The following is a 15569-nucleotide window of genomic DNA, read 5'->3' on the forward strand; positions in this document are numbered from 1 at the left end:
GTGAAAAACATACAATCCAAACCCTGTATTTATTGTGGTGATCTTCGAAACGACAAGTTATCAAAGGAACACGTAATATCAAAGTCAGTTATGGAAGTTGCATTTGGCAAACCAATTCTAAACACTGCAAGAGCAGAGTTATTTAAATCCGCTCTTATTGATCATGAACAAGTAATAAAAGATGTTTGCATAGATTGCAATTCAAAATTAAGTATTTATGATGACGCCGGTAAAATATTAGCTTTGGAGATAAATAAGACGTATAGCCCACCCGATTCAATTCTTAGCGTAAATAAAAATATGATTGGATGGATATATAAAACTCATTTGAATCACTTGAGAATAATAGCTGATAGGGAGACTGGTGAGTATTATAAAGTTATTCCACGAATTTATAAATCTCTTATAAAGAATAGTCAAATACCACAATATAGCTTTCCTTTATACTTTCAAGGATGGAATGGACTAAGTTATTTTTGGGATATAAATGATGAACGGAAAATTCCTTATTTCTCGTATAGAAGTGTCAGATATCCGGATATTGATATTATTATCTCTAATTTTCGAATAAAATGGCTCGATACATTTATGGTTTTCCCAAGGAATTTGAATTATTTGGACTTTGAAAGAAGATTGTCTGAAACGCTTAAAACTATTAAGCATCAATTTAGGATCGCTCCTGACTTACATACTCCCTTTTCGAATTTGATCGTTTTTAAAAATCTATTAACTACAAATGAGATCCTGGAGAATATCCGTAAAATTGACTGAGAGGGCAATAGAACTTCGTCTAACACCGCATTCACGCACCGGGCTGACGCCCCTCGGTCCGGACCGAAGTAGAGAAGCCTGGAAGTGGAATCAGCCGGACTCATCCGACTCCGGTGGGCGTCGAGAATGCAAGAACGTTAGGTGAAATTCTATCTAGGGCTTTTCAAACCGAATAATGATACAATGAAATCAAAACGTTTGGAGGGATCAAACGTGAAATGGCAAGAAGCCCAAAACATATATCCTGATCAATGGGTGAAGTTTGAAATTTTAAATTCAATGGAACAGGATAACAAAGAAATAATTGATGAAATTGCTTTAATTGGTCCAGTAAAGGACGAGGATGCTACTCGTGAATTACTCAATTGTAAGAACAGAACCCTTGTTTTTCATACATCAAGAGATAAAGTTGAAGTGTTCATTCGTAAAAACGTTGGTTTAAGGAGATATCTTTAAATGCTAATTGAATTTAGAGAAGGTCTTCTTTTTACTGAAATAACCATTCAATATAATGGTAAAAGTAAATTAATTAAGAATATTGTGATTGATACAGGTGCAAGCCATTCCTTAATTTCTCAAGATGCAGTAGATGATATTGACATCAGAGCAACCAAAGAAGATCATTTTATTACAAGTTTCGGGATTGGCGGAGAAGAACACGCTTTTATCAAAACCGTACAGTCGATTGAAATTGGAGATTTTATTCTAAAGGATGTTGAACTAGATTTCACATCCTTCAAGTATCACAACATCAATGGATTATTAGGGCTCGACATTTTATTAAATGGCAAATTTAATATCGATCTGTTCAACTTAGAGCTAAAACGTCTGCAATAATTATTGCAGATTTTTTTTATCCATTTCAAAGAAGAGATAGAACTTCACCTAACACCGTGTTCACACATCGGGCCATTCGGCCCTCGGTCCGCCCGATGCATTTCAAGGAAGCAGATTCAGGCGGACACACCTGCGAGGCGAACTACGCAAGCGCAGCCGGCCACTTCATGGCCTTAAGCCTCTCGGCGTCGTGAACACAAGAACGTTAGATGAAATTAACAAGTTCAATATTAATTAAAGCATCGAACAATTGTTCTCTATCTTAGTGGTAGATAATGGTGCAATGGGGAAGACAATTGAATCTTGGGTGGGCATGGTTCCCCTTCGAAAGGAGGTGAGGCCATGGAAGTAAAGGATGCATTGACGATCATGTTTTTATTTCGGTCGTTTATCCTTGTCCTTTTAACATACATCAATTCTAACAACAAGAGAAAGTAAAAACCCACCCCAAGGTTGACGCCAAAGGTGGGTTTTTATGTCCATTCGACCAAGAAGGGATAAACCCATCCAAGCCAATTGTTAAGCCGAGTGTTAGCCGCACTCGGCTTCTTTAGAAATATGATAACACAATTGGAAAAGAAGTGAATCAGCAAAGCGTGTATTAAAGAAATTTGAAAACACTTGAATACAATATAAAGGCGATAAGTGAGTCAACTTTGAAAGGCCAATTTAAGGCGTTATAAAAAGAGTTTAAGGACCATTTGAAAGACTATTGAAAGATTGAGTGTGAGCAGTTCAATGAAGTGTTAACTTCGTCAAACACCGTATTCAAGCATCAGGCCATCCGGCCTTCGGTCTGGCAGAGGCATTTCGGGAAGTAGAATCAGCTGGACACACCCGACTACGTCGGGCGTCGTGAACACAACAACGTTATACGTAATTGCACAGAGCAAAAAATAGAAGGAGGGAGAATTATATGAATAACTCCTCATATATTTTCAATTCAATTTTAAATGATTTAGGAGAATCAGCTGTTCCTGGCTTTCATATAAAAACACATGGTCGTGGTGGATTTATTTATTATGTTGAGGATGAATACATTATTCCAATCGCAATTGAAATGCCTGGAGTCGATTATTTAGACATACTAGTCTTTGGGGAAACTGAACATATTAAAACAAAGTATTATCTTAAATCCAATCACAGCGAAACTCTTATTTTAGAAGAAAGATTTAGGATACAAAATTTATTAGTTAAGTGGTTAGAACAAAAGGGGAAGATACATGATATACAAATAGGAAAATGATTGGAAAGAAGTTTGATAGTATATCAAGAAGTGTGCAACTACGTATAACAACATATTCACGCTGCGGGGCATTCGCCCCTTGGTCCGGACCGATGTTGAAGAGACGAGGGTAGATTCAGCCGGACACACCCGCACCACCTAACCGCGTCGCGGCCGCCACTTCGTGACTTAAGGTGGTGAGGCGTCGTGAATACACGAACGTTATCGGACACTCCTAAGTTCAAGAGACATCGAAGTCCAAGAGACTTCGAAGTTCAAGTGACATTGAAGTTCAAGGGACATCAAAGATCAAGACAAGACACATTTGTGAGGGCATGGCCGAAGAAGCCTGGAGCGTCCGATAACACCTCATTCACGCATTGGGCATCCGCCCTCGCTCCGGACCGAAGTGGAGAAGCGCTTGGAAGTGGATGCAGCCGGACACACCCGACTTTCGTCGGGCGTCGAGAATGCAAGAACGTTATAAGAAATCCCCACAAACCTTTTAAAAAAAAGATAGGTGATCTAAATGGATGTTCACATTTTCGGAGAAGAGAATCAACAGATTATTATTAGCATTGAGGAAGTGTTGGGTTCCCTGACACGACAAGTTATATAGGAGGATATGATTTTAAAGGTGTAATTCAAATAAAAAGTGGTAACTATTTCGTTCAGGGATCAATTTGGCTGACTACAGGTCAATTGTTTCAACTTTATAACGAAATAAATGAGATCTATAAAGAACTAAAAGGAAAAGCAATTTTGAAGTCTATGGATATGGATTTTGAAGTAACAATTGAAGTTGATCCACGTGGAAGGATTTATATAAGTGGAAGCTATAAACAATTTCCAAGTGTTGATAATGAATTAACATTTTCAATTGAATCAGATCAAAGTTATTTGGTGAAGACAATTGAAGACTTAAAATTGATTAACTTAAAGTACGGTGGCATGAAGGGCATTAAGAATCTGTGAGGGTATTTCTAGAAGGTGGGGACATCTTATAGCACCATATTCACGCTTCGGGCATTCGCCCTCGGTCCGGCAGAGGGATTTCGTGGGAGAAGAAGCAGCCAGACACAGCTGCAAGACAAATCTCGCTTCGCGAACCGGTGTGCCGGATGGCTGCGTCATTCCAGCATTTCCTTAAGTCTTTCGACGTCGTGAATATAAGAACGTTATGCGAAACCTTCGAGTGCATATTAAAGACATATTAAGATAGCATCAACAACACGAAGAACAGAATACACTAGTCGCGCCGGCAAGCGAGCAATTGGGTAACCCCCTTCGCCGCCGCGGTGCTTTTTTATGAAGAATAGAAAGTGCTAATCCGCTAAAAATGGGATACAATACCAGTTAAGAACGCTTTTAAGAACGCTTTTAAGAACGCTTTTAAGAACGCTTTTAAGAACGCTTTTAAGAACGCTTTTAAGAACGCTTTTAAGAACGCTTTTAAGAGCACTATTAAGGGCTTTTAAGGAGATTTTTGAGGGTGGGTTATTGAAACATATTAATAGCTCCAAGGGAATATCGAAGGAATGTTTGAAGAGATAAAGATAGTGTGAGAATACTCGAGAGGTCGAAGGCATCGGATAACACCGTATTCACACTGCGGGCTTGCGTCCTTGGTCCTGACCGTAGTAGAAGTGCCGAGGGTGAATTCAGCCGGACACCCCTGCGAGGCTAACTCTGACGACTCGTTCCCTACGCTCACTTAAGCCTCTCGGGTTCGTGAACACAAAAACGTTATCGGAAATTAACAAAGCATAAATTAATAAACAATTGAGAAAGAAGTGTTTCGATTGATGTCGAGAGAAAGCCATATTGAATTTCTTGAACAAATAGATCCTAGAGAATTGTTAGGTAAAATAAGAAGGTTTAGGAATTTGAACATCTCAATTATGACACAAGAAGCTATAAATAATGAGATATTCGATGTACTTACTTTTAAAGGAAATTTTATTTATTTCACTAATTCGAATTTTTACCCTAAAGGTACGAAGTTCTTTAGAGCTAGAGTATTAGATGGATCATTGATTCCAAATAGAAACTTGAAAATTGAATCGGATTTTTGGAATGCACCAAGTGAATTTATACGACAATATGGCAGATTGAATAAACCTAATGAATCTCTGCTTTATACTACGCCAATAAACCCCTCAGTTACTTTAAAAGAAGTAAAAGTACCTTATGGCTCTTATTACGCTTTAATAATATACGAAGCGAAAGATGAAATAAAAGTAAATGTGATAGGTCAAGAATACAACTATGAGTCTTTAGGGATTTATAGTGAAAAAGCTAGATTAGTAAATGATATTATTAACGATTTTTTGAGAGAAGAATTTTGTAGAGATGTAGGAGTAGGGACAGAGTACTTATATTGTGTTTCTGAATTTATAGCAAAGTCTTTTTTTGATTTACCGCCTAGAGTTGTTCAAGATGCTTGGGCATATCCGTCACTTAAAGATAAATTAAATTATAATGTTTGTTTTAGACCTCAGGTTGCTAGAGAATTATTAGAATTAAAAGGTGCATTAATTGGTCAAAAGCAATCTCAAAATGATGACATTATTGTTAAATGTATAGCTCATGGCTTTGATGAGAGTGGTAACGCTCAATTCCACAAATTAGGAAGTGACATACAAAAGTCTGTATTTCCAGAAATAATTTAAACTTTACTTATAGTTATATTAAACAATCGTATACTTTATAGTAATTATAGATGTCATTTTTCAAAAGTTATAGAAAGTTATAAAATGCAAATTAAGAGGGCAATCACTTCCGATAACACCGGATTCACGCTGCGTGGCTACGCCGCTTGGTCCGGACCGGAGCAAAAGAAGTGGATTCGGATGGAGTAAATTGTGTAGCAAGAAAGCGGAATCAGCCGGACAACCCTATACTGCCTAACCGCGTCGTGGCCTCTCCCTTCGGTCGGTTTAGGCAGTAAGGGTTCGTGAATACAAGAACGTTAATGAAATGCCGGCTAATCGGAAACAACTTAAGGAAACAAATGTAATTTCCCTTGTGTGTTGGTGTATAATAATGAAATACAAGTAGGAGGCGTTCTTCATGAGTATAGAAGAAAAACTCATTCAAGATTTTTTAACCTTGCCAGAAGATAAAAAGATTGAAGTCCTTGATTTTGTTGAATTCTTAAAAAACCGAACAAACAAACAATTGGAATCCATGATGGATGAGATTATAACGGAAAACCATGAAGCATTAAAGGAACTGGCTAAATGATAACGATCACGATTGAGCAATTGATTGTCTTTCATGAGAAGATATTAAAAGCTACAGGTGGAGCGGAAGGCATTAGAGATCGAGGGATGCTCGAAAGTGCATTGAATAAGACATTAGTTACTTTTGATGGGCGTGAACTTTATGAAGGATCAATCAAAAAAATTGCTGTGACTAGTCATGCACTTATAAAAAATCACGGTTTCGTAGATGGAAATAAACGAGTTGGGGTTGCAGTTTTATTAATGTTATTGCGGTTGAATCATATTTCTGTTAAATACGAACAAAGCGAATTAATTGAACTGGGTATAAAAACCGCCGAAGGAAAGTTTGGAGAATCACATATCGAACGATGGATTATCCAACATCAAGTGAAAGAACAAGCTTGATGTTTTTTCATTGTCAAGGGAAGTAAGAAATTCGAAGATGGCCGGCATATCATTTAACACCGGATTCACGCTGCGCGGCTATGCCTGAAAGTAGGTATTTGCAAGGGATAATAGATTAATTTTCCAAAGCTTGATGAAGAAACAGAAGAAAACCAGAAAAAAGCAATGGAAATACTGCTCCCACCAATAGCTAGCCTTTTTTATTCAACAGTTAGATATTTTGCTTTAACAGGTAGAAAGGTTATTGCGGATTCTTTGATTGACAGCAAATACTGGAAGGAAGGAAATGCGTTTAAAAACATCAACAGAAAATTTGAAAGCGAAATCATAAAAGGAATATCCATCAGATAACGTCGTATTCACGTTACGGGCAGGCGCCCTTGGTCCGGACATAAGTTGAGCAGCCAGGAAGCTGACTCAGCCGGACACATCCGACTCCGTCAGGCGTCGTGAATACACGAACGGTTTGTGAAATTAATGCAATACATTTATTCAATCGAAAAGGCGCACTCATCTTGCGCGATTCCTATTTTAATTAGTTATGCAGTAACTTCTTGAGATTTAACTTTGAGTTGTACGCTCAAACCAGAATTTGGACCTGGAGGAAGACCCAGACTAGTATCAACTCCAATATTATTTCTTAAATCATCAATTAATTGTTGAGGATCAAACCTTTCACCAATTTTCGCTTTTGATGAAGGTCGAGGATCCGAAACTTCTTTGGCACGATAAACAACTATTTCAAAATTAGAATCATCCAAGGCACGCCTACATAATGCACGTATGTAATATCTATTAAATTCTCCCTCAGCTAACGTATCCGGTGCTGTAATAGGTACCTTGGCTGTAGTATAGCCAACCTTCGTCTTTCTTTGTTCAGTTTCGGATAAATAGCCATTTCTAAGTTGTTTTGATAGCGAGGAATCTTCACCACTTAAAAAGGACTGTTTCAAAGCATTGGTGTAGTTTGCCTTACCAATACTATTCAACCTTGGACTTAAGTATACTTTTCCTTGCTCAATATCAATATTCAATTCAATAGTCATAAACTTTCTAGTTTCTTGATCGAGATTCAAATAATTTAGCCCCACATTTACACCACCCTTTTATTTCCAACTTAATGGTACTATACTTTTGAACACCTAAACAAGTATATAAGTTGTAGGAATTTAACTTCACATAACATCGTATTCACACTGCGGGCTTACGCTTCTTGGTCCGGCCGAAGTTAGAAGCAGGTAAGTTTGAGCCTAAGTCTGCGACCCGCTCCCTACGATCACTTAAGGCTCTCGGGTTCGTGAACGCAAGAACGTTATCTGAAAAACCTGAAATTACATAGAAAGATAGTGAAAAAATGAAGAACAACAAGAACAGCTCAAACACACCAAGACATAAAAGACTTAATCGGTTAGGGAGACTTCAAGCAGCAAAGATATGGTTACTCAAATACAATGGGAGCAACTTGGTCAGGGGCTATAGTAAGCACTTCGCGGTAATCTTCTGTGTGCTGTGAGGGAACTTGAGATACTGGGTCATCGTACGGACCCTAGGTATTTGAAACAATTAAAGATTAGCTTTCAAAGCCAAGTAACTAAGACAAGACAGAAGGAGATAGAAGATCAATTTTGTGAGAGCTATGACGGAGATGAATTGTATTGCGTTGATGAGTCAGTTGCGAATGAAGACAAAGAAGAAGATGAAGAAGTACCATTTTAGCAAGTTCGAAGAAGGCGAGTACATCAGATAACACCGCATTCACGCTTCGGTCGCTGGCATCCTTGTGGAATTTTATTTTCATAATTCATGCTCAACATCCTTAAGAGGAATTAACTCGCCTTTTAACAGCCATAGGAATGGAGCAAGTAACGCGAGGAGTGCACCGGCATTAGATAACACCTCATTCACGCTTCGGCCTTGCCCTCGGTCCAGACTGAAGTTGAGAAGACTGGGAGCGGAATCAGAGGGTATAGTAAGCTGGCCAACAACTATGCCAGTTAGTGATAAAGAATTAGTATCAATATTAGGTACATATGAAAGAAGTAGCTATGATAGAGCCAGCAAAAGTAATTATGAACTTAACATAATGCTAGGGGAATATAAAGCAACGTTCAATATTTGGTCAGTTCCATTGAAAGCAACTAATAAAAAGGAATTTAATGGACTTGATGTTGGAGAAATGATAACTATAATACTAACTGCGGATAACTCAAAATAAACGTATCGAGGTTTATGGTATAAGACTAAGAACACTAGCTTTCTCGAATTAGCTGAAGTAACTTATCAAGAAAAGAAAAATGCTATACTCGGTTTCATGAACACAAGCGTTATACGACAAGACCAAGCAATCAGATTCTAGGTCAAATTGAAGGGACGATCTCAATGTCAAAAAAAAAATTTATCATTGGTTGAATTAAAGCGATTTCTTAAAGATAGCTCTCATGCTGAAATCGTAGCAATGGTCATGGAGTGCTATAAACTCAATGAAGAAGTGAGAAAGTATTTTCAAATAAAACTTAATCCGGAAGACAGTGTCATTGAATTTTATGAAGATGCGAAGAAAGCGATTATTCACGAATTCTATCCTGACAAGGGGGAGCCTAAATTACGCTTATCCCAAGCCAAGCAGGCTATAAGTAATTTTAATAAACTTTGTAACGACATTTCGAAATCGATTGATTTAATGCTTTTATATGTCGAGCAAGGAATCGAGTTTACGAATGATTGTGGTGATATTAATGAAAGATTTTATGATTCGATGATTTCAATGTATGGCCAAGTCATAAAGAAAATTAGAGATAACCATGAATTGAATCTGTATGGTGTATTTGAAGAACGTTTAAGAACAGCTGTTGAAGATGCAGAAGGAACTGGTTGGGGATTTTATGAATGTTTAGCAGATTTATTTTATGAACTGGAACGTGAGTATGCAGATGATGAATGCTTTGTAAGCATCCAGAAGTCTCGTCGTATAACACCAAATTCACGCTTCGGGCCAATTCGACCCTCGGTTCGGCAGGGAGTTAGAAGTGGATTCGGGGAAGTATTTTCTGGAGCCAGGAAGCGGAGTCAGCCGGACACACCCGCACCACCTAACCGCATCGCGGCCGGCTCCTCCTGAGCCTTAAGGTGCTAGTGTGTCGCGTATACAAGAACGTAATGTGAAACCTGTGCAAGAGCATAGAAAGGACAAGAGTGAAAATGTTCGTATTTAGATTTACTCAAATCTTATTAAATGATATGAAAGTTTCTCCTGAAGAAAATGAGTTTATTTCGCCATTATTTAGTTGGCATGCCAATATTATTAAATTAAATAATCGAAAGCATATTATACTCATCAATGACTTAAGTCGACTAAGTGTGATTATAGATGGTATTAGATCGTCACAATTTCATAAATTAGTGGATAAATTCCGCATAACATTAACTGAATATCTTAAAACTGAAGGAATGGAACAGAAACTGATAGATTTATATATAAGAGATGGACAGGAGATAGCTATTTCAAAAACTAACAATAGAAGTGTCTTAGGGACAATGAAAGAAGTAACGCTGTACAGTACGGATGTAAATGATTTCGAGAATGAATATGAACTTATGAAATGGATAAATCGAATTATTCATAAGCCAATTGACTATAAAGAACCAATAAAAGTATTTAAAGATGCTATTCAAAGTAATTACTTGTAAAAAGATTCTGGATGGCATAGGCATCACATAACACCTTATTCACGCTGCGTCGCTAACACTTGTTCCGTCCGGAATCCAGTTTGGCGGACGTTCCGTTCCGGATCAAGGCTCAACCGCCGGATCGCCTCCGTCCGGCACGGCCGCTTTCCGAAACTCCCCCGGGGTCATGCCGAAGCGCCGGCGAAACTGGGTGCGAAAATGTTTGCCGTCGGCAAAGCCGCATTCCAGTGCAGCATCGCGGATCGGCGCGTCGCCGGAGCGAAGCAGGCGACTGCACTGCTCCAGCCGGTAAGCGTTCACGAACCCGGCGAAGCTGTCGTGCAGCTGGCCGCGGAACAAGCGGTTCAGGGAGCTGCGGCTGATGCCGAGCTTCGCCGCCGCGTCATCCAGTTTGATTTTATCGCGGTAATGCTGGTGAACGTAGGCGATCGCCTCCTGCAGGAGCCGCGTTTTTTTGCGCCTGACGTAGTCGTTCTCCGCACCCTGTTCACCCTGGCGCCCCAGCTCCGCAAGCAGCGCGAGCAAATACCCCCGCAGCTTCGTCAAGTAAGCCGGCTTCTTGTCCTCGTATTCCCGCAGCATCGTCTGCATCAAATATTCGATTTCCATGCCGTCGCTCGCGTAATATTTGCGCCCGGAAGGCAGTGAGCGAACGTCGTAGTCGACGAAGTCGGGCGTGAACATGCAGTCGATCCACTCGAACTGAGGCGTAATCGGCTCGAAGGCGTGCACGTCGCCCGCTTGAATGACGAACACGTCGCCCGCCCCCGCGCGAAAAGATTTTTCGTTCAGCCGGTGCAGCGCTTTGCCGGAACGGACGTAGAACAGCTCTACAAAATCATGCTTGTGCCGCGTGACGGTGCGGTAGATGGCGTTGTTCAACGTATGAATGCGGATGCGTTCCTCCGGATGAATGAACTGCGCTTGCGTAAAATGATACGTTTCCGTCATGGCGGTATTCCTCCTTGATTTGAACCAATATACTCCATCTGTGATTCGATACACCCTCTATTAATCGTTGTATCTCTCTATAATGAGGATGTCAAGCGTTTACATGATGATATTCGGAGGGATTAACGATGGAGCATCGACACCCATGGACGGCGGCCTGGATATGGCCAAGCAGTGACAGCAATGCCGGAGCGGCGCGCAGACAGCAGCGTACGTTCTTTCGAAAATCGTTCCAGGTCGCGAACCCCGCCGAATCGGCGTTGACCGTGGAAGTGACGGCCGACAGCAAATACCGTCTGTACGTGAACGGGATTTTCGTACTGCGCGGGCCGTGCAAGGGCGATGATTTCAACCAATATTACGATACGGTCGAGCTCGCGCCGTATCTTCGCGAAGGAAGCAATGTCATCGCGGTGGAAGTGGTGCATTATCCGCGTATTCTGATCGGCGGCCCGTCGGAGGGCGGCCCGATGTCCGAATGGCGTTCGGATATCGGCGGCTTATGGCTGCAGGGCGCGCTCACGGACAGAAGCGGAGCGGAGCCGCTCAAGCTGGACACCGACGGCTCGTGGCGGATGACAAGCTGTGAGGCGGTCGGCATCCAGGCGGAGACGAAGACGCTGTTCGTCGGCGGAACGGAAGAGGTGCAGGGCAGCCTCATCCCGGCCGATTGGCGGGAAGCCGGCTTCGACGACTCTTCGTGGGCCGTCTGCGGCGGGCCGATCGAGCCGCTTGACCGTCTATGGGGCCAGCTTCTGCCGTGGCAGCTGAAGCCTCGGCCGATTCCGGCGCTTCAGGAAACGGAACGCGAATTCGTGCGCGTTATGCGCGCTTCCGGTATCGCGCCGGATGCAGACGTGGAGGCGATTTTCCCCCTTCGCTTGAACCCGGGTGAGTCGGCATGGCTCGAGCTGGACGCCGGCTTGCTCACGACGGGGTACGTGCAGCTGGATGTCTGCGAGGGCGGAGGCGGGCGCGTCGCTCTGCTCTATGCGGAAGCGTACGAGTACGAGCACCCCGAGCAGCACGGCGGACAGCGCAAAACCGTGCGCGACGATCCGGAGGGCAAAATCCTGATCGGCAACGAGGATTTCTACAGTCCGGCGGGCTGGGGACGTCCGGGCAGGCCGGAGACGTACGAGCCGATGGGGCGCCGCGCGTTCCGTTTTGTCCGGGTTGCGCTGCAAGCAGGGGACGAGCCGCTTACGCTGGCGAGCCTGCGGTGGCGCGCGACGAGCTACCCGCTGCAGGAGCTCGGCAGCGTCCGCTCGTCCGATCCGCTGACGGACGACATGTGGCGCATCAGCTTGAACACGCTGCGCAACTGCATGCAGGATACGTACGAGGATACCCCCTACTACGAGCAGATGCAGTACATCATGGATGCGAAATCGCAGGCGCTGTTCACGTATGCCGTCAGCGGAGACGACCGGTTGGGGCGGAAGACGATTTATGATTTTCACAGCTCGCTCATTCCGTCCGGCATGCTCCAGAGCCGTTATCCGTCAGTCTCCCGGCAGGTCATTCCGGGGTTTGCGCTCTATTGGGTTCAGATGGTGTACGACCATTACGCGCATTTCGGAGACGCGGCGCTCGTCCGCCGGTATCTGCCGACGATCGATGCCGTGCTCGGCTGGTTCGAGCGGCTGGTGGAGGAAGACGGCCTTGTCGGCTACATTCCCGAGCCGTATTGGGCCTTCGTCGATTGGGTGGAATCGTGGAACGAGACGGCAGGCGCTCCGCCTGCGAGAAGAGAAGGCGCGCTGACCGCGTATAACCTGATGTATGCCGTGACGCTGCAGCAGGGGGCCGACCTGAACGAAGCGGCCGGCCGCACGGATACAGCGGCGGAATACCGGTCGAGGGCACAGGCAGTGAACGCGGCGGTGCTCGCCTCTTGTTACGACGAGGCGAGCGGCTTGTTCCGCGACGGCCCGGCGGTTGCGATGTTCAGCCAGCATGCCCAGCTGTGGGCCGTGCTCTCGGGCGCCGTGGAAGGCGAGGCCGCGGGCGCGCTGATGGACCGGATGTTCGCGCGTAATGATCTGGCGGAAGCGTCCTTCTCCATGAGTCATTTCTTATTCCGGGCTCTCGCGAAGGCGGGACGCTACGGGCGGACCGAGCAGCTGTGGCAGGCGTGGAAGGATCAGATCGCTCTCGGGCTGACTGCATGGGTGGAGGATCCGGTTCAACAGCGCAGCGACAACCATGCGTGGAGCTCGCTTCCGCTGTACGAATACCCGGCGGAGACGCTGGGCGTGAAGCCGGGCTTGCCGGGATTCGCCGCGGTTCGCATCGAGCCGAAGCCAGCAGGGCAGACCTGGGCCGAAGGCGCCGTACCGACGCCGATGGGCGAAGTGCGCGTCCGCTGGGAAATCGCGGACGGCCATTTCACGCTGGACGCGGAAGTGCCGGCCGGCGTGCCGGCCGTCGTCGTACTGCCGGACGGCTCGACGCATGAGCGCGAGCAGGCGTCGTTCCGGGTGGCCTGCCCGATTTGATGGGCGGCTGAGCAGCTAGCTTTATTTGCGATCCTGTGTAGGGGAAGGACCGGAAGCGGGAATGGAGCGGTGCGGCTGGGCAAAGGTATTGGCAGGAGTACCGTGAGAGCAAGGCATAAGAAATGAAAAAGACGGTTCCATTCCGCGCTGGGCGCGGTTTGGAACCGTCTTGTTGTGTTCTAGTAATCGGTGGAATCTCGCGAATCGCGATTTAGTGTACCCAGTGCACATGGCACAGAATCGGTAGAATTACGCCAATGTAGTGTACCCGGTGCACTACATGGCACGGAATCGGCGGAATTCCGCTAATGTAGTGTACCCAGTGCACTACATGGCACGGAATCGGTGCAATTCCGCCAAAGTAGTGAACCCAGTGCGCTACATGGCACGGGATCGATGGAATGCCGCCAATGTATTGTATTCAGTACAATACATGACTCGGATTCACCGGAATGCCGCCAATGTAGTGTATCCAGTACGCTACATGTAGCGAATTCGCCGGAATGCCGCCAATGTAGTGTATCCAGTACGCTACATGTAGCGAATTCGCCGGATTTCCACCGGTTGCCGGCAGCCCGCATAGCTCGCTCCGCGCTAGCTCGCTCCGCCTTCGCGGGTGCGCGTCATCTGCTGCCAGACGGAGCCGGCAGCTTCTTCGCCGCGCTGGATGCGCTCCAGCGCGATGCGGGCCTGCAGGCTGACCTCGTATTCCGGGTCGGCCGCGGCCCGTTCAAGCGCCTCGACGGCGGTGTCGTCGCCCGCCTCGTAGAGGAAGCGCGCGGCGCGCCAGCGGACCAGCTTGTTGCGGTCGCCGAGCGCCTCGATCATCGGTCCGATGGCGGCGGGGTCGCCAAGATCGGACAACGTATCGCCGGCGGTGCGCCGGACGGATGCCGATGCGTCCCGCAGCCCGGCGAACAGCAGCGGCATCGCCTCCGGCAGGCGCAGCTCGCCGAGGTAGACGACGGCCAGCCGCCGGATGGAGGCGTTGTCGTCGCCGATCGCCTGCGCGAGCAGCGGCAGCATCTCCGGCGTCGGCGCCGTGCGGTTCAGCGCCTCGTAGCGGACGGACCAGTCAGGGTCCGCCAGCTTCGCCGCGAGCTGCTCCGCCGTCAGCGGCGCGGGCCGCACGACCGGTGCGGCCTCGGCTTCGCCGCCGGAGGCGCCGAGCGCGATCGCCGCCTCGACGAGCGCTTCCAGCCGCTCCTGCGGATAGGCGGCTTCCAGCTCGCGCACGAGCTCCGCGGCAATGTCGTCGGGCTCGCCGTAGCGGACGCCGAGCTCCTCCAGCTTCCGCTCGCGGATCATGGACGCGCCGGCCGCGCGGGTGACCGCCTCCGCGAATGCCGCGGGCATCGCGGCGCGCGACTCGCCGCCCGGCGTGCGCACGCGCACCTGCATCGGGATCCCCCGATACAGCTGCACGAACGCGTGGGCTTCGCCGAAGGCGCCGGCGGCCGCCGGCCCGCCGCCAGTCCCGGCTCCGCCGGCTTCCTCGCTCTGCAGCAGAACCCGCGCCGCGGACAGAATACGCTCCCAGTCCGCCCCCGGCTTCCGGTCGAGCGCTATGAAATCCGCCGTGCGGAACAGTCCCCGCACGCCTTCGATGGCAAGCAGGCCGCGCAGCGGCTCGGGCGCGCTCGATGCCTCCGCAGCCGCATAACTAAACCGCTGGCCCGGCGCAAGCTTCTCGTCCACGTTCAATTTCATCGTATTCGGACTTGGCGTAGGTTCAATGCCTGTCAATTTCATCGATTCAACCTCCGTTTCTCGCTCATGCGTTCCATTCCAGTGTAAACCATCCGGAAGGCGAATCACAAACCATTGCGCGAATGGCGTCACCTCCGGAGGGGATGGTTATTTAGTTGGAGACGGCGAATATTTCCAGAACGGCGTACGCATGGCGACGGTATCTCGCTCTCGGTGGAGTCTCGCTCTCGGTGAAGTCTCGCTCTCGGCGATGTC

General features: G+C 46.5%; 16 protein-coding genes. 13 read left to right on the forward strand and 3 right to left on the reverse strand.

The features are described 5' to 3' along the window. Positions 1-90 precede the first annotated feature (90 nt). The 9 genes from GXP70_RS07920 (at position 91) to GXP70_RS07955 (ending at position 6465) form a co-directional block, all read left to right on the forward strand. The gene (locus GXP70_RS07920) at positions 91-771 is read left to right on the forward strand and encodes a hypothetical protein (RefSeq protein WP_162355948.1); all 681 of its coding nucleotides are present in this window, start codon (positions 91-93) and stop codon (positions 769-771) included. A 213-nt stretch (positions 772-984) separates the two neighbouring features. Then, a complete protein-coding gene (locus GXP70_RS07925) occupies positions 985-1227 on the forward strand; it encodes a hypothetical protein (RefSeq protein ID WP_162355949.1) in 243 nt (80 codons plus the stop codon). Next, entirely contained in the window at positions 1228-1608 is a 381-nt protein-coding gene (locus GXP70_RS07930; RefSeq protein ID WP_162355950.1) for a retropepsin-like aspartic protease, read from the forward strand. It begins immediately after the preceding gene. Positions 1609-1950: 342 nt separating this feature from the next. Continuing rightward, complete coding sequence (locus tag GXP70_RS29770; protein WP_225442716.1) at positions 1951-2046, forward strand: putative holin-like toxin; 96 nt, start codon at positions 1951-1953, stop codon at positions 2044-2046. 478 nt (positions 2047-2524) lie between these two features. Continuing rightward, positions 2525-2854, forward strand: a complete 330-nt coding sequence (locus GXP70_RS07935; protein ID WP_162355951.1) for a hypothetical protein — start codon at positions 2525-2527, stop codon at positions 2852-2854. A gap of 627 nt (positions 2855-3481) precedes the next feature. After that, positions 3482-3808: a WapI family immunity protein gene (locus tag GXP70_RS07940; RefSeq protein ID WP_450091389.1), complete on the forward strand. Its 327-nt coding sequence runs from the start codon at positions 3482-3484 to the stop codon at positions 3806-3808. Between the two features lie 830 nt (positions 3809-4638). Continuing rightward, entirely contained in the window at positions 4639-5505 is an 867-nt protein-coding gene (locus tag GXP70_RS07945) for a hypothetical protein (RefSeq protein ID WP_225442717.1), read from the forward strand. Between the two features lie 400 nt (positions 5506-5905). Next, positions 5906-6079 (forward strand): DUF2281 domain-containing protein, encoded by a 174-nt coding sequence (locus GXP70_RS07950; RefSeq protein WP_162355953.1) that lies wholly within the window; start codon positions 5906-5908, stop codon positions 6077-6079. Beyond that, the gene (locus GXP70_RS07955) at positions 6076-6465 is read left to right on the forward strand and encodes a type II toxin-antitoxin system death-on-curing family toxin (protein WP_162355954.1); all 390 of its coding nucleotides are present in this window, start codon (positions 6076-6078) and stop codon (positions 6463-6465) included. Before GXP70_RS07950 ends, GXP70_RS07955 begins: the two co-directional genes overlap by 4 nt. 539 nt (positions 6466-7004) lie before the next feature. On the opposite strand, the gene GXP70_RS07960 is transcribed toward GXP70_RS07955, so the two are convergent. Next, the gene (locus GXP70_RS07960) at positions 7005-7556 is read right to left on the reverse strand and encodes a hypothetical protein (RefSeq protein ID WP_162355955.1); all 552 of its coding nucleotides are present in this window, start codon (positions 7554-7556) and stop codon (positions 7005-7007) included. An 896-nt stretch (positions 7557-8452) separates the two neighbouring features. Here GXP70_RS07960 and GXP70_RS07965 point away from each other — a divergent pair. From GXP70_RS07965 to GXP70_RS07975, 3 genes are all read left to right on the forward strand, one after another. Further along, positions 8453-8680, forward strand: a complete 228-nt coding sequence (locus GXP70_RS07965) for a hypothetical protein (protein ID WP_162355956.1) — start codon at positions 8453-8455, stop codon at positions 8678-8680. A 186-nt stretch (positions 8681-8866) separates the two neighbouring features. Continuing rightward, a complete protein-coding gene (locus GXP70_RS07970) occupies positions 8867-9583 on the forward strand; it encodes a DUF6155 family protein (protein ID WP_162355957.1) in 717 nt (238 codons plus the stop codon). Positions 9584-9663: 80 nt separating this feature from the next. Beyond that, a complete protein-coding gene (locus GXP70_RS07975) occupies positions 9664-10152 on the forward strand; it encodes a DUF6933 domain-containing protein (RefSeq protein ID WP_162360360.1) in 489 nt (162 codons plus the stop codon). Between the two features lie 102 nt (positions 10153-10254). Here the strand turns inward: GXP70_RS07975 and GXP70_RS07980 are convergent, their stop codons facing one another. Beyond that, positions 10255-11103 carry an AraC family transcriptional regulator gene (locus tag GXP70_RS07980; RefSeq protein ID WP_162355958.1) on the reverse strand — a complete coding sequence of 283 codons (849 nt, stop codon included), beginning with the start codon at positions 11101-11103 and terminating at the stop codon, positions 10255-10257. Positions 11104-11231: 128 nt separating this feature from the next. On the opposite strand from GXP70_RS07980, the gene GXP70_RS07985 reads away from it, so the two are divergent. Continuing rightward, positions 11232-13604 carry an alpha-L-rhamnosidase-related protein gene (locus GXP70_RS07985; RefSeq protein WP_162355959.1) on the forward strand — a complete coding sequence of 791 codons (2373 nt, stop codon included), beginning with the start codon at positions 11232-11234 and terminating at the stop codon, positions 13602-13604. 594 nt (positions 13605-14198) lie between these two features. Here the strand turns inward: GXP70_RS07985 and GXP70_RS07990 are convergent. After that, on the reverse strand, positions 14199-15356 hold the full coding sequence (locus tag GXP70_RS07990; RefSeq protein ID WP_162355960.1) for a conserved virulence factor C family protein: 1158 nt from the start codon (positions 15354-15356) through the stop codon (positions 14199-14201). Positions 15357-15569: the final 213 nt, after the last annotated feature.

Origin of the sequence: Paenibacillus lycopersici (assembly GCF_010119935.1) — a bacterium.
In the GTDB taxonomy this organism is placed as follows: domain Bacteria; phylum Bacillota; class Bacilli; order Paenibacillales; family Paenibacillaceae; genus Paenibacillus_Z; species Paenibacillus_Z lycopersici.

Coding starts and splice junctions, on each gene's coding strand:
- GXP70_RS07950 (WP_162355953.1), top strand. CDS start 5,906: ATGAGTATAGAAGAAAAACTCATTCAAGATTTTTTAACCTTGCCAGAA.
- GXP70_RS07930 (WP_162355950.1), top strand. CDS start 1,228: ATGCTAATTGAATTTAGAGAAGGTCTTCTTTTTACTGAAATAACCATT.
- GXP70_RS07980 (WP_162355958.1), bottom strand. CDS start 11,103: ATGACGGAAACGTATCATTTTACGCAAGCGCAGTTCATTCATCCGGAG.
- GXP70_RS07920 (WP_162355948.1), top strand. CDS start 91: ATGGAAGTTGCATTTGGCAAACCAATTCTAAACACTGCAAGAGCAGAG.
- GXP70_RS07945 (WP_225442717.1), top strand. CDS start 4,639: ATGTCGAGAGAAAGCCATATTGAATTTCTTGAACAAATAGATCCTAGA.
- GXP70_RS07935 (WP_162355951.1), top strand. CDS start 2,525: ATGAATAACTCCTCATATATTTTCAATTCAATTTTAAATGATTTAGGA.
- GXP70_RS29770 (WP_225442716.1), top strand. CDS start 1,951: ATGGAAGTAAAGGATGCATTGACGATCATGTTTTTATTTCGGTCGTTT.
- GXP70_RS07990 (WP_162355960.1), bottom strand. CDS start 15,356: ATGAAATTGACAGGCATTGAACCTACGCCAAGTCCGAATACGATGAAA.
- GXP70_RS07965 (WP_162355956.1), top strand. CDS start 8,453: ATGCCAGTTAGTGATAAAGAATTAGTATCAATATTAGGTACATATGAA.
- GXP70_RS07975 (WP_162360360.1), top strand. CDS start 9,664: ATGTTCGTATTTAGATTTACTCAAATCTTATTAAATGATATGAAAGTT.
- GXP70_RS07955 (WP_162355954.1), top strand. CDS start 6,076: ATGATAACGATCACGATTGAGCAATTGATTGTCTTTCATGAGAAGATA.
- GXP70_RS07985 (WP_162355959.1), top strand. CDS start 11,232: ATGGAGCATCGACACCCATGGACGGCGGCCTGGATATGGCCAAGCAGT.